Source organism: Serratia sp. CY76391, assembly GCF_052166695.1.
GTDB lineage: Bacteria > Pseudomonadota > Gammaproteobacteria > Enterobacterales > Enterobacteriaceae > Serratia > Serratia nematodiphila.
Window position 1 is genome coordinate 86,304 of record NZ_JBJNOJ010000004.1, and the last position, 15,155, is coordinate 101,458.

The 15,155-nt window shown below is 58.3% G+C and carries 10 protein-coding genes; all 10 read left to right on the top strand.

Annotation, left to right across the window (positions count from 1 at the left end; genetic code table 11):
* The first annotated feature begins 31 nt into the window (after window positions 1-31).
* The 10 genes from ACJ8PN_RS08800 to ACJ8PN_RS08845 all read left to right on the top strand — a co-directional run bounded on the left by ACJ8PN_RS08800 (window position 32) and on the right by ACJ8PN_RS08845 (window position 15,112).
* Window positions 32-5,818: a non-ribosomal peptide synthetase gene (locus ACJ8PN_RS08800; RefSeq protein WP_171454324.1), complete on the top strand. Its 5,787-nt coding sequence runs from the start codon at window positions 32-34 to the stop codon at window positions 5,816-5,818.
* A 1-nt stretch (window position 5,819) separates the two neighbouring features.
* Entirely contained in the window at window positions 5,820-6,647 is an 828-nt protein-coding gene (locus ACJ8PN_RS08805) for an HAD family hydrolase (RefSeq protein WP_049240761.1), read from the top strand.
* Window positions 6,648-6,784: 137 nt separating this feature from the next.
* Entirely contained in the window at window positions 6,785-7,018 is a 234-nt protein-coding gene (locus ACJ8PN_RS08810) for a hypothetical protein (protein WP_004935304.1), read from the top strand.
* An 84-nt stretch (window positions 7,019-7,102) separates the two neighbouring features.
* Complete coding sequence (locus tag ACJ8PN_RS08815; protein ID WP_004935300.1) at window positions 7,103-7,501, top strand: hypothetical protein; 399 nt, start codon at window positions 7,103-7,105, stop codon at window positions 7,499-7,501.
* A gap of 70 nt (window positions 7,502-7,571) precedes the next feature.
* Complete coding sequence (locus ACJ8PN_RS08820; RefSeq protein ID WP_442534827.1) at window positions 7,572-9,080, top strand: PhoPQ-activated protein PqaA family protein; 1,509 nt, start codon at window positions 7,572-7,574, stop codon at window positions 9,078-9,080.
* A gap of 640 nt (window positions 9,081-9,720) precedes the next feature.
* A complete protein-coding gene (locus ACJ8PN_RS08825) occupies window positions 9,721-10,260 on the top strand; it encodes a fimbrial protein (protein ID WP_004935293.1) in 540 nt (179 codons plus the stop codon).
* Between the two features lie 56 nt (window positions 10,261-10,316).
* Window positions 10,317-11,000 carry a fimbrial biogenesis chaperone gene (locus ACJ8PN_RS08830; protein WP_004935289.1) on the top strand — a complete coding sequence of 228 codons (684 nt, stop codon included), beginning with the start codon at window positions 10,317-10,319 and terminating at the stop codon, window positions 10,998-11,000.
* 54 nt (window positions 11,001-11,054) lie between these two features.
* Window positions 11,055-13,631: a fimbria/pilus outer membrane usher protein gene (locus tag ACJ8PN_RS08835; protein WP_049188278.1), complete on the top strand. Its 2,577-nt coding sequence runs from the start codon at window positions 11,055-11,057 to the stop codon at window positions 13,629-13,631.
* Between the two features lie 42 nt (window positions 13,632-13,673).
* The gene (locus tag ACJ8PN_RS08840) at window positions 13,674-14,615 is read left to right on the top strand and encodes a fimbrial protein (protein ID WP_004935283.1); all 942 of its coding nucleotides are present in this window, start codon (window positions 13,674-13,676) and stop codon (window positions 14,613-14,615) included.
* A gap of 137 nt (window positions 14,616-14,752) precedes the next feature.
* Entirely contained in the window at window positions 14,753-15,112 is a 360-nt protein-coding gene (locus tag ACJ8PN_RS08845; protein WP_004935280.1) for a hypothetical protein, read from the top strand.
* Window positions 15,113-15,155 lie beyond the last annotated feature (43 nt).

The following is a 15,155-nucleotide window of genomic DNA, read 5'->3' on the forward strand; positions in this document are numbered from 1 at the left end:
GGGCACGTGTATTCTAAATGGAGTGTTTGTCATGGAAGAGATTCCTGTATCACCCTATTCAAAAGTATTTATCGATGAATATGACCGCCATCCAGAAGGCTGTAATTACAACGTATTGGTGCTGCAGCGTATTGAGGGCGCGCTGGATCCCATCAGATTACAAGCTGCGCTGAATGCGCTGGTGCAAGATCATGTCCTGCTGAACAGCCATATTCATGAACAGAATGGCGAGCTGTATTGGCGTCGCAATGACGCAATCCATCCTTTGCAGCATTACACGGACCGCACGCTGCTGACCCAAGTGATTCGCCAGCCCTTCGACATTTACCGCGGGCCGCTTTATCGTTGGGCGCTTTTCGCCGAGGGGGCGGGGCGCTATACCCTGGCGCTGGTGGGCCATCATCTGGTGATCGACGGCGCGTCTTCCGACGAGTTTTTCTCATTGGTGAGCCAGTACTATGGTCAACAGCGGTTATCGACACGCCTCGAGGCGGCCGAGATTGCCGCCATCAACCGGCAGCTGCAGCGCGAGGTGGAACAACTGGCCGCCGACGGAGCGCTGGCGCACTGGCGGGCCGAAGCGGCAAATTTGGGCGCGATAGACGTGCCCTTTGAGAAAAGCGGCGCCGTGCGAAACGATGAGGCGGCCGAGCTGCGTTTCCAGGTGCCCAAAGCGCAATGGAAAGCGCTGAAGCAGGGCGCGGGAATACGGCGAATGAATGACTTTCTGGCGTTGCTGGTGCTGTGGGGCATCTTGATGGCGCGCAGCGGCAATCAGGAAACGGTCTATATCAGCTATCCGGTGTCGATAAAAAAGGGGCAAAGATTTGCGCTTGGCGGGCATGTCAACACCAGCGTGATGCCCCTCTCGCTGCGCGACGGCGAAGGCTTCGCCGCCGTTTATCAACGCGCGCTGGCGTTTATTACCGCCGCGGCGCCGCACTCGCGCCAACGGTTTAACCAACTGCCCACTCAACAGGTGGTGCAGGCGTTGGGGATCCGCGCGATGCCGATTTCCTTTGCCCAAACCAACCTGCGCGATGCGGCATTGGCGCTGGCCGATTGCGCCACTTCGCCGCTGTTTGAAGCCAACCACGATATGGCCAGCGCGTCGCTTTCCCTGGAATATGAGGATCGGGCCGACAGCGATGCCTTGCAGTTCCGGCTGCGTTTTCGTCAGGACATGTTTGACGAAGAAGATATGCGCGACTGCGCGGAACATTTCATGCGCTTGATGCAAGCGGCGATGCGCGCGCCTGACGCGCCTTTACGCCACCTCGCCTTTTATCCCGCCGCCGACATGCCGCCAGATGACGACGCGGCCCCCGCGTTGCCGAGAGAAACCCTCAGCGCCCGGTTTGAGGCGATCGCGCTGCGTTATCCGGATAAGATTGCGCTGGAGTTTGAGGGGCTGTATGTCAGCTACCGTGAGCTGAACGGCATGGCGAATAGCCTGGCGCGCGAAATTACGCTCCGCTACCAAGCGCTGACCGGGGGCGCCCCCCAGGCGGACACGCTGATTGCGCTGTACAGCGAGAAAAGCCTGGAAATGGTGGTGGCGCTGCTGGCGGTGCTGAAAACCGGTGCGGCCTATGTGCCGCTCTCCTGCAATTATCCTCAGGCGCGCATTCGGCATATTCTCGAAGAAACGCGCGCGCCGGTGCTCATCGCCGGGGAAAGCCTGCAGTCGGCCGCCGAGGCGCTGGCGGCGATGATGCCGCACGCCGTGTCCGTCCTCGCGCTGGGCGATCTGAACCGCCTGCCGCACGAGCGGCAGAATCTGCCGGCCGTCACCGGCGCCGACCGGCTCGGCGCGGTGATCTATACCTCGGGATCGACGGGGATCCCGAAAGGCGTGATGCTCGAGCAACACGCGATGTGCGGGTTGGCGACCGCGTCCGGCATCGCTGTCACGCCCGATGACGTGTTGCTCTTCCTCTCGAGCCCGGCGTTCGATGCGGCGACGTTCGAGGTGTGGGGCGCATTGCTCAACGGCGCCAAATTGGTCGTCGTGCGCGACACGGAGGATATCGCCGGCGATGTGCCGCAGCTGGAAGCCTTGCTGCGTCGGCAGCAGGTATCGATTCTGTGGGCGACGCGCAGCCTGTTCGATCATCTTTACCTCAGTCACCCCGACCTGTTCGCCGGGCTGCGCTGCCTGCTGGTGGGCGGGGAGGCGCTGACCGCCACGCTGATGCAGCGCCTGGTGCGGCAAGCCAACCGCCCGCAGCAGGTCATCAATGGCTATGGCCCGACGGAATGCACCACGTTCACCACGATGTACGCCATCGCGGCGGACGAAACCCGCAGCAGCATCCCGATTGGGCGAGCCATACCGGGGCGCGAACTTCATGTGCTGGATCGCTGGCTGCAGCCGTTGCCGCCAGGGCTGGCCGGCGAGCTGTATATCGGCGGAGACGCGCTGGCGCGCGGCTATCTCAACCAGCCGCAGCAGACGCAAGAGCGTTTCATTACGCTGAACGGGCGACGCTTGTATAAAAGCGGCGATCGGGTGCGAGAGTTGCGCGACGGCAATCTGGAGTATCTCGGCAGAAACGATTGCCAGGTAAAAATCCGCGGTTTCAGAATTGAACTCAGCGAAATAGAAAATACGATCAATGCGCTGGAGGGCGTCGAGAAATGCGTCGTGGTGGATGTCGTCCATCGCGATAGCAAGCGCCTTGCCGCTTATGTACTGATGGCGCGGGGCGAGCCGCTGGATCCTGCCGATTTGCGCGCCCGGCTGGAGCGGATCCTGCCGGATTACATGGTGCCGTCCAGCTATGTCGCGCTCGACGAGATACCGCTAACGGTGAACGGCAAGCTGGATCGCACGGCGCTGCCCGCGCCGCAATTCGCGCAAAGCGAGCGATATGCCGCGCCGCAGAACGCGCTGGAGGCGTTGATTTGCGCCCTGTGGGCGGAGATCCTCGGCGTTGAACGGGTTGGGGTGGATGACGACTTCTTTCGTCTGGGCGGCGATTCGATCCAAAGCATCGTGTTCACCAGCGAATTGAGCAAGTCGGGCTATCACAGCAACTCGCGTGCGGTGTTCGAAACCCGGAATGCGCGGGCGCTGGCCAAGCGCATTTTGCAGCAACGGGAGGCGATTGCGCCGCTCAATGAACAGGGCGAGCTGCAGGGCGAATTCGAATTGCTGCCGATTCAGCGCTGGTATAACGAGCAGCCGCCGCAACATCGCGCCTTCTTCAACCAGACTTTTTTGGTGCGGGTGCCGCCGATGTCCGCCGAGCGCGTGGCCGATCTGGTGAACGGGCTGGCGTCGCGCCATGACATGCTGCGCGCGCGGTTTAGCGCCGACGATGCCGGCGCGCTGGTCGCGCAGCGCTATCTGTCGGTGGCCGACGGCGGCCCTTCATGGGGATACTATGACCTGGCGCTTTGTCGCCAAAGCCGCGCCGAACTTCTGCATCAATGGCAATCGGGGTTTGATCCGGTAGAAGGGCCGCTGTGCCGCTTCGTCTACATTTTCGACAGCAGCGCGCCCGGTTACGCGCTGATGTTCTGCGCATTCCATCATCTGATCATCGACGTGGTGTCCTGGCGCATCATCGTCAGAGACATGCGACGGTTGCATCAGGGGGAATCGCTGTCGGCGAAAGGCACCAGCTACCGGCAGTGGGGCGAGACGTTAAGGCACTACGCGGCGAGCCGGCATGACCAATGCGCTTACTGGTTGGCGATGATCGCCGGGCAACCCGATTACGCCACGCTCAGCGAGGGGGCGCAGAGTCCGGCGTTTTGCCGCTTCGAGTGCGACGCGGCGATGACGACGCTGTTGATGGACACCTGTCATCAGGCCTACCGCACCTCGATCCGCGATGTGTTGCTGGCGGCGCTGGCGCCGGTGCTGCAGGCCTGGCATGGCCGTGCGGACAGTTACCTCACGCTCGAACACCATGGCCGCGATATCAATGACGATAAGATCCAGCTCGACGACACCGTCGGCTGGTTCACCGCCTTACTGCCTTTGCGCATCACCGCGCATCAGAGCCCAAAACACACGCTGCGCGCTATCAAGGACGCATTAAGAAAGATGCCGGATCACGGCATCGGCTATTCGGCGCTGAAATACGGTTCAGCGTCGGACGACGAAGCGATAGCCTGTCTGCGGCGCCACCGCTTGCCGGCCATTTCATTCAACTATCTCGGGGTCTTTAACGAACAGACTGACGACGCCTTGTGGGCCTTGATCGACCAAACGGCGGATCTGGAAAACGGCGCGCTGCCGGCGAGCGACAATGTGCTGGATCTGGTGCTCTACGTGCACGGCGACCGGCTGAGCATCGTGATGTCGGGCTTATTGCCGCAGGCGACGCTGGCCCGGATCGGTTCGCACTATCGGGAGAGCCTGTCGGCGCTGGTCGCACACTGTTGCCACGAGGCGAGCCAGGGCGTTCGCCTCGCCAGCCCGGGGGACTTCCCCCATGCCAACGTCAGCCTCGCCGAGTTGGATCGCTGGCAGCAACGTCATCGCATCGCCGCCGTTTTCGAGGCTACGGTCACGCAGCGGGAATTGATGTATTTCAACCGGCTTAACCGCGAGTATCAGATCGATCAGGCCGTTTATGAGGTGGCCGGCCCGCTGCAGCCGGAGGTGTTGAACCAGGCCTGGTCGCTGGCGCTGCAGCGATTTGAAATGCTGCGCGCCGGGTTTGGCGATCAAACCCGCCGTGGGCGGCCCAACGTCTTCATCTGCGAGACGCTGCAGGCGCCGATCGCGATCGAGGATTGGACCGACGCGCCGCCGTCCTTGCTGGAAGAAAGGATGGAAGCGCTGTTGGCCCGGGAACGAGAAACCTCGTTTGAGCTGGATGCGCCGCCGTTGATCCGCTGGTGCCTGATCAAGTTGAACGCCGATGAGCACTATCTGGTGCAGACCTTTAACCATATCTTGTTCGACGGTTGGTCCCTCGGCGTTCTGTTCGAACACTGGTTCAACGACTACCTCACCTTGCTGGAAGGGGGCGCGCCGGCGCTGGAAATTAACCGATTTGAGCCTTTCGCCGCTTATGTGCGCGCGCACGGCGACGATCCCGAGGCGCAGGCGTTCTGGGCGAACTATTTGCGCGGGGCGCCGGTCAACCAACGTTTGCCGTTGAGCGCTTCGCCGGATGCCGCGCCGCAGGGGCGACGCATGCGGCAATATGGCGCGGAATTCAGCGCGGAACAGGTGGCAAGCCTCACCGCGTTTTGCCGGCGCCAGGGGATCACGGTCAATCAACTGACGCAGCTGGCCTGGATGCTGGCGCTGGCCGAAGCGCTGGCCTGTGACGATATCGCGATCGGCACGACCATGAGCGAGCGCCCGGCGGACATTGAGCAGGTGCAGACGCTGTTTGGCCTGTGTGTCGCCAGCCCGGTGCTGCGCCTGCAGGCGATTCGTCGCCGGCCCATTTATGCGTTGCTGGCCGATATCGCGGATTCCCAGACGCTGAGGCAGAAGTACGCCTTTTCCGAACTGAACCGCTACGACGAACAATGGGTACCCACTTCGCCGTTCGGCAGCCTGTTTGTGTTTGAAAACATGCCGCAACCGCAGAAGGATCCGCGCTTGCCGTTTACGTTCCAGGTGACGGATATCGTCAGCGGCAGCAACCACCAGACGGTGCTGTGCTTGTTCCCCGAAGCGGAACGGCTCGCCATTTCACTGTTTTATGATTCTCACGAGATAGCTCAGGAGACCATCGTTGCGATAGGGCGCCGTTTTCAGGCCATTGCGCTCGCGATCGCCCACCTTCCGCCCGACAGCGAAATCCGCGCCGAAGACGGGATTATCCAGGCGGAGGAGGCGTGATATGTGGCTTGCTATCGACGGCAAAATAAAATACCGGGCGATCGTGAGCGATCTTGACGGAACCTTGCTGGATCCTGCCGGGAATCTGTCTGATCTGACGGTGGAAACGCTCAATATCTTGCATGCCCGCGGGCTGGAAATCGTCATCGCGACAGGCCGTTGCGATGCGGATGCGCGCGGGATTGTGGATGGCTTGGGGTTCTCGCCGGCGATCGTCTCCTGCAATGGCGCGATGGTCAATATCGAGGGGCGGCCGGTGGCGGATAAAAGCTATTTCCTGCCTCGCGACAGCCAAATGATGTTGATGGATTACCTCTTCGCCTGTCCGCTCCACGTGACGTTGTTCACCCAGGAAGGATGGATGATGGCCGAAGAGAATCCGCATTTTGCCGACTATATCAAAGCCTCGGGCGTCGCTTGCCGCTATGTCGAGCCGGAGGCGATGAAACGGCAACCGATCCTGAAAGTGCTGCTGCAGGGGGAAGCGGCGCTGATCGAGCGGTTTTACGACGAGGTCAGTCAGGCTTTCGGAAAAACGCTGTCCATCTGTAAGTCCTCTGCGGAAACGATAGACATCATGGATAAGCATATTTCCAAGGCCAGAAGCGTGGCCGACTATCTGAGCGCCAAACAGATAGCGATGCGCGATTGCCTCTCTTTCGGCGATGCGATGAACGATTTGGACATGCTGCGCTGGGCCGGAACGGGGGTGGTGATGGGCAATGCGATGGGCGAATTGAAGCGCGCGCTGCCGTTTAACCCGATTGCGTTGCCCAACAGCCGCAATGGCGTTGCCGATTATCTCTGCCGTGAGTTCGGCCTGTTCTGACATTGTCACCGCCGCGCGGGTGAACGCATTGGCAACAGGGTCTTTCGTGGGCAGATAACAAGGAGGTGAACAAACAGTGAGGGTTTCATTTTTTCATTACTAAACATAAACATGTCGATAAATACAAAGGAGACAGTATGAAAGAACTGACTGAAGCAGAAGTCATGGCGGTTTCCGGCGCCGGCATCGCTTCCGATGCCGGCAAAATCCTGGGCAATGGCATTGGCGCCATCGTAGATGCCGGTACCGGTCTATTCGGGATCCACGCGGATGCGGCGGGCGCCGGCGCCAAACTCGGTGAGGGCATTGGCGCCGTCATCGATGCCGGGATTAGCGCCTTCTCGCAGCTGTTTGGCCGTAAATCGTCATAAGCCCGGCCCTTAATGAAAAGTGCCCGCAAGGGCACTTTTACCTCGCACATGTCGGGAGCCGGAAGAACGGCAAAGGGAGAGTTCATGGCGAATAAAATCATCTTGATCATGGCCATCAACCTGTTCGTGGCGGTGGCGTTGGCGGTGTTTAACTTTATCTATATCCAAAAGAAGGTGGATATACGCGCCCCCAATGACGCCACGCCCTTTCAGGTGACCGAGAAAGCGCAGGGCAGGATCGTCTCCATGCAGCAGACCTCGGTATTTCTGAACAACAATCCTGTGGTGGCGTTTACCTTGGAAATCAACGCCAGGCGCAAACAGTTTACGATCGCTGACCATCGGGAGGTCGTGCTGTATATCGCCATGAGCCGTTATGAGGAAAACGGCGTTTACAGCCTATTGCTGGGCGAGAACGACAGGGACGTGGCGTTCGAAAAGGACAGCTTTGGCTATCCGATACGCTTTCATCAGGTGCTCTAGGCGCGCGGAAGGTTTCCTGCCGCCAGGCGGCGTAAAAGGGATTTGCCACGGACAAAGGGGGGAGGAAAAAATGCTAAAACGCATTGGATACATCGCGCTGATTTACCTGGCCTTAATCGGCGGCCGGCAGGCCATGGCGGCAGAGGAAGATCGCTGCTTTGCGGACGAACATTCCGCCTTGTACACCGTTATTCCTTGCTATAACAATCAGTTGGCGATATTGCCTCTGTCATATTCGTTAAAGGGCGTGGATAACGGCCATGACGTGTCGATACGTCATTATCGGTTGATGTCGCAATCCTGGTCGCCGCAAGACGCCATCCGGCCGACGCAATGGTGGCACGATGTGGATATTTATATCCCCAACGGGGCGCTTGCCCGTAAAGCGTTGGTGCTGATGAGCGATGACTGCGCTTGCGCCGCCGCAGGGGCGAGCGGGCCAGGCAAGCAAAATGCGGCGTTTTCCGTCGCCATGCCGGCGGCATTGGCGGCGGAAAGTCGCACCGTCGTGATTGTCGTCAACCGGCTGCCTTATCCGTACCTGGAATATCAAAATGAGGGGCGGCGTCGTGCGGGGGAGGACAGCCAGGCCCGAGGCTGGCGATTGTTCCTGGACGATGCGGATGAATACTTGATGATGCCGCTGGCGATCCCCATGACGGCGGCCTTGTCGCAAACCATGACGCTGGCGCAGCGCGAATTGAGCCGGTGGGGGATAGATAAATTCATCGTGGCGGGCGCGGCGAGCGGCGCAACCGCGGCGTGGCTGGCGTCATTGTCGGATGAGCGCATCGATGCCGTCGTCGCCATGTTCCCGGATGGGGTCGCGGCGCGGCAGGTCTTGAAGCATACCTATCGTACGTATGGCGGCCGTTGGCCGTTGGCGTTTCATCCTTATTACCAACTCGGCATCGATCGGCGCATAGAGACGCCGGCGTTCGACAAACTGATGCAAATAGCGGATCCCACCGCTTATCCGCCGCCGACGGCGGGAGAGCGGCCAGCGGCGGCGAAATATGTCATCATCGCCAGCGGCGACGAACGTTATCCGCCGGACAGCACGCGATTCTATTTCAGCGCCTCAGCGGGAGAGGCTTCGCTGCGCGCGATTGCCGACGGGGATCGCGCGGCAAGCCGGCCGGCCGCCGAACGCGCCATACTGGCGATGATCAAGCGCCGCCAGCGCGATATCGCATTGCCGACGATCGAGGTGCAAGGCAGCGCCGCGGATGCTGCGGTGCGCACGCTGCGTTTTTCCGAACCGCCGGCCACCGTGCGGCGCTGGAGCGCGCACAACCGCACGGCCCGAGATTTTCGTTATTCGTGCGGCGTACGCTTTACCCCGGAGCCGTTGGCCGCAGCGGAGGCCGATCGCGGCGAGTTTCGTCTGGCCGCCCCGGCGCAAGGCTGGGAGGCCACCTTTATCGAGGCGGTGTTCAACGATGGGTTTATCGCGACCACGCCGGTCTTTATCACGCCGGACGATAACTATCCGTCCGCCGTTCCCGCGGGCGATGGCCTGGCGTGTGAAACCCTACCCGGCAGAGGGTTGGGTGAAGATTATCGCCATGACGATTAATTAGCGGCGCCGAAAAACAATAAGGTGGCCATGCGTTATTCTGCGCGACAGAGTGCATTGCTGCCTTATTTTAGAAATATTGAACGGCGCCAGACAGAATATTTCTGCGTAACGCCATTTTCTCGTTGTCACATGACCGCGCCGGTTTCACGAACGGCGAATGCCTTATTCTCCCTCACTGTTCGATAAACCGTTATCGCCATGCTTTTGCTATTCTGCTGCCCCTCTCGCTGCCGCCGCGTCGTGATGTCTTTTGTAATATAAATGTCATTTATTTCAGTGCGATTTTTTTCGCCAGGTTTTCATTTTACGGCGATGCCACCTGATTTTTTGCCTGAGGGGGAAATGAGGAGAATCTGGCGAAAGCGCCTTCGAATAGCGCGATAATAAATTCCCTTGCGGCCAGATGAATGAATCAAGAAACGCCGATTTGGCGGTTTTTTCAAAATAAAATTAAGAATGATGCTAATTCTATTTGGGGTAATTATCTTTTCTCATCTTTACATTGATTTTATGTATTGCTAAAGGGGGAAAGCTAAGCATAATTAACTGTGAAAGGAGCAGGGCTCCTATTCTCCCTGTCCGGGTTCTCCGGAGCGGGGATATTTTGAAGTCTGTCTAATCAAAAGGAGAAGTACCCATGATGGAAAAAAAAGTGATTATGTTGGCATTTGTCGCGGCAGCGTGTTCAAGCGCTTTACCTGCTCTGGCAGCAGATGGTCAGGTTAATTTTACCGGGAATATTGTCGATGCTGCGTGCAAGGTCACGAATGACTTGAGTAATCCATTAAATGTTGTTCTGGGTGATGTGGCCCGAACGGCATTTGCGGGTGGCAAGGGATCAACGTCCAGCGCGACAAAATTCACGCTGGAAGTCACCGATTGTCCGGATACGGTAAAAAGCGCCACCGTTAAGTTCGACGGCGCGGCCGATAACGGCGACAGCAACGTATTGCAGCTGACCCAGGAAACGGATGTCGCTACCGGCGTCGGTATCCAACTGTCTGATATTTCTAACAGTGTTCTGCCGCTTTACACGGCGTCGACGGCTTATCCGTTGGCTTCCGGCAGCGGCGTGAAAAATAACCTCGATTTTACCGCCCGCTATATTTCCACGCAGGCAGATGTGACCGCCGGTAAAGCCAATAGCGTCGCCACCTTTACGCTGAATTATAACTGATAATATTTTCTTGCCCGCTGGTTCACAGCGGGCTGTATTGCCTCGGAGATAATATTATGCGTTTTAATCGCTACGGCGCCTTAGCGGCTTTCATTATTTTATTGTTTGCGTCTACGGTTCACGCCGGCGTGGTGATTGGCGGGACGCGGGTGATATTCAACGGCGAAAAAAAAGAAGCGTCAATCAGCGTGGAGAATCCGGATAAAGAACCGTATTTGATTCAGTCCTGGCTGGAGAATCAACAAAGCGGGGTGGATAAAATCGCGTTTATCGTTACGCCGCCTTTATTTCGGCTGGACGGCAACCAGGAAAATATGCTGCGCATCGTGAAAGTGGGCGATGACTTACCGAAAGATAAAGAAAGCTTGTATTGGATGAATATTAAATCCATTCCTTCAACAACCCAGACGGGTAAATCGAATACGCTGCAAATAGCGGTCAAGACCCGCATTAAATTGATTTATCGGCCGGCGCCGCTGCTCCGCCAGGTACCCGAAGAGGTGACGCAGCAGCTGAAATGGCAGCGTGTCGGTTCAGAATTAAAACTCACCAACCCAACGCCTTATTATATGAACTTCCATTATGTCCGTATCGGGGGGCGGGAAATGAAAGAGGTGGCGTATATCGCGCCGATGAGCAGCGAAATGTTTGCATTGCCCGTGGCGGGCGCAACGTCGGTAAGCTGGAAATTAATTAATGATTATGGCGGCACAGGTAAAGAACATCAGTCAGGTATTTAATCTGTAAGGGAAGGCAGAAAAAGGGATAAAACATTTCAATAATGGAGCTAATGAATGATAACTCAAAAGCGTATATTAGCGAAGCGGGATGCTTGGCTGAAACGCATAGCCTTATTCACGGTAACAACGGCGGTATGCGGCAATATGGCTAAACCCGCCTTCTCTCGTGACTATTTTAATCCGGCGTTGCTGGAAACCGGGCGCTCAGGCCAGCAGCACGTCGATCTGTCGATTTTTGAAAATGGCCAGCAGGTTCCCGGCACGTATCGGGTCGATATTTGGGTGAACGACATGCTGCTGGAAACGCGCGAGGTGTCGTTCGTTCTGCGGGCCGGCAGCGACGAGAAGGCCGATCTGCAGCCTTGTCTGACGCGGGAAGATCTGAAACGGCTTGGGGTGAAAGTTGAGCTGTTTCCCGGTTTGGCCGGTGCCGATCGCTGCGCGAATTTGGCCGCGATCCCACAGGCCTCGGCGCAATTTCAATTTAACCGCCAACGCCTGATGCTGAGTATCCCCCAGGCGGCGTTGGAAAATAAGGTGCGCGGATACGTTCCGCCGGAACAATGGGATGAAGGCCTGCCGGCGATGCTGCTGAACTACGGCTTCACCGGCAGCAACAGCAAGGGGCGCGATCGATTCACCCAGAGCGCAAGCAGTTATTACCTCAACCTGCGGCCGGGTTTCAACCTGGGCGCCTGGCGAGTGCGGAACTACACCACCTGGAGCTACAACAGCGCCGGCGGCGGGCGAGCGTCGGAGGATCGTTGGGACTCCGTCTATACCTACGCCCAGCGCAATATTATTCGCCTGAAAAGCTTGCTGACGCTCGGCGAAAGCAGCAGCCCGTCCGATGTGTTTGACAGCGTGTCGTTTCGCGGCGCGCAGCTGGCTTCCGATGACGACATGTTGCCGGAAAGCCTGCGTGGTTATGCGCCGGTGGTGCGCGGTATCGCGCGCAGCAATGCGCAAGTGGTCATTCGCCAAAACGGCTATGTCATCTACCAGAGTTACGTTGCGCCGGGCGCGTTTGAAATTTCGGACATGTACCCGACCGGCGGCAGCGGCGATTTGGAGGTGACTATCAAGGAGGCGGACGGCAGCGAACAGCACCTGACCGTTCCCTTCGCCAGCCTGCCGGTGCTGCAACGCGAAGGGCGGCTGAAATATGCGCTGACCTCGGGGCAATACCGCACTTACGATCACAGCGTGGATAAAAAGATCTTCTCGCAGGCCAGCCTGATTTATGGCTTGCCCGCCGGTTTCACCCTGTATGGCGGCGGCCAATTCGCCGGGCCGTATCAATCGCTGGCATTGGGCCTGGGCAAGAACCTGGGCGAGTTCGGCGCCCTGTCGGCCGACGTCACCCAGGCGTGGGCAAAGCAGGAGCATCAGCCGAAAAGCGATGGTCAGTCATGGCGCGTGCGCTACAGCAAAAATATCGTCGAGACGGGGACGAACTTCGCCATCGCCGGCTACCGCTATTCGACCAGCGGCTACTATGGGCTGCAGGAAGTGCTGGACACTTATCGCAGCGGCAACCGTTACGCCCCGATAGACCGCCGCAAAAATCGCGGCGAAATCACGCTGAACCAGAATTTATGGGAAGGGGCGGGGTCGCTTTCACTCAGCGCGGTCTCCGAAGACTATTGGGGCTCCGAGCGCAATATGCAGTCGCTGAGCGCGGGTTACAACAATAGCTGGAATGGCATCAGCTACGGTTTTAACTACAGCTACAGCCGGAATTCACAGGCTATTTACGGCGATTCGAACCGCGGGCGCATTTACGATCGCGATCAGATCTTCGCTTTCAACATCAGCGTGCCATTAGAGAAATGGCTGAGCAACACCTACGCCACCTACAACCTCAACACCAGCAAAAAAGGCAATACCAGCCATACGGCGGGCCTCAACGGCACGGCGCTGGCCGGCGGCAACCTCAGTTGGAGCGTACAGGAAGGGTATGGCAGCCAGGGCCAGGGCAACAGCGGCAACGCCAACGCCGACTGGCGCGCGACGTACGGCGAACTCACGGCGGGCTACGCCTACGATCGCAGTCAACAGCGCGTCAACTACGGGGTGAAGGGCGGGGTGATCGCCCATGAAGACGGTGTGACCTTCGGTCAACCGTTCGGCGAAACCGTCGCCCTGGTGCAGGCAGCCGGCGCGAGCGATGTGGCGGTCGGCAATCAGGTCGGGGTGAAAACCGACTGGCGCGGCTACGCGATCGTTCCTTACGCCACGCCTTATCGCAACAATTCGATTCGCCTCGATGTAGACAGCTTGCCGGATGATGTCGATCTCGAGTTGACGAACCAGTCGGTCACGCCGACTCGCGGCGCGGTGAGCCGGGCGAATTTCAAAGCCAACGTCGGCAGACGGATTTTGATGAAGGTGACGGACTCGCAGGGGGCACCTCTGCCGCTGGGCGCCAGCCTGCGTCTTGCCGAGGGAGCGACTCAGCCGTTCCTGGTCGGCGGCGACGGCGTGGTCTATCTGACCGGCATGGCGGAAAAGGGCCTGCTCATCGCGCAGTGGGGCAGGAATGGCGAGAACCAATGCCGCATCCGTTACCAGTTGCCGGCGGAGCCGCCGTCAGCGGGTCTCCAAACCCTAAACGGCGTTTGCCAATAGATCTCGCTCTATCTCCATCATGACTTTTAAGTGAGAGTGAAAATGAACGTTTTTCTCAGGATATTCGGTTACGGCGCCCTGGTGTGGCTGGCGACGCTCACGACGGCGGTTTATGCCGGCACCTGTACCACCAACGCGAAAACCGCCCGCATGGGGTTGCTGACGCTGGCCGTGGATCCGCGCATCGAAGTCGGCGAGCAGCTGGCTGTTCGAACCGAGAACAGCATGAACGGCACGACGTTTTCTTTTCTTTGTTCCGGTTCGGTCGCCTATCGCTCCATGTCGCCGCTGACGCCGAGCGCGCTGCCCGGCGTATTTGAAACGGGCATCGAGGGCGTGGGGGTGACGATTTCAGACTTATGGCAGAGCAATAAGAACGTGCCCGTCAACACGGCGATTTCGCCCAACTTGCTGACGCCGTGGATCAATCGAAACGATGTTCGGCTGACGTTTATTAAAACCGGCCCGATCAAAACCGGCGGCGATATGGGTGGGAAAATTATCGCCAGATATTATCTGGATTCGACCTCAATTTTGGATCTCAGTATTTCCGGCATGAAGGTCATTCAGAAAAGTTGCCTGGTTGATTTGAACTATAAAAATCAAACGGTGAATCTGGGCAGCCCTAAACGCAGCGAGTTTAACGGCGTCGGCAGCACGGCGGCGTCTTCCGAACGCAATTTTTCCGTGGTTCTGCAATGCCAGGAGGACAATATTCCGGTTCAGGTCACGTTCGAGGCGGCCGGAAATTCGCCAGGCGTGGGAATGATTGATATCGCCGACGGCGCCGATGCGGCGAAGGGCGTCGCCGTGGAAGTGTTGGATGAGAACCGTAATCCATTAACGTTTTCCAGACCGATCAATTACCACACCGCGGCTGAAAAAGAGATCAGGATCCCCTTGATGGCGCGCTATAAGCAAACGGGAGCCATTAGCCCCGGACAGGCCGACGCGGTGATGACATTCACCATTACGCAGAATTAAAGAGACCCCCATTAAAAATATAATGTCGTCTGTTCGCGCGACATTATTGGTGGCATCAGGCGCTGCAGGCCGATGCCAATGCAATGACAACACGCATGTATGGCCGTGTTTGTCCGTTTAAATATGGAGATTAACCAATGAAAGAACTGTCTGTTATCGAAATGAATGAAGTGTCAGGCGCTTATTCCTGGGATATGAGCAATGGACTGTCGGGGCTGATTGGCAGCGCCGTTTCCAATGCCGCGGAAGCCGTTTCATCCATCGCTCTGGGCGCCTCCGTGGGCAGCATGGCGGGCGCCGTCATCGGCGGTAAGCACGGCGGCGACGGCGGCGGCCTGCTGGGCGTCGGCTCGATTGGCCAGGGCGTCGGCATGGTCGCCGGCGGCATCCTGGGCGGCGTAGCCAGCGGCGTGGCCGCAGCCGTTATTGGCTGGGACACCACGCTGGAATACTCCAAAAAAGGCCTCGATGGGCTGATTAACGGCACCATCAGCTAAATCCATACGCGGTCCAAAGCCGCAGCGTTCTCGCTGCGGCTGT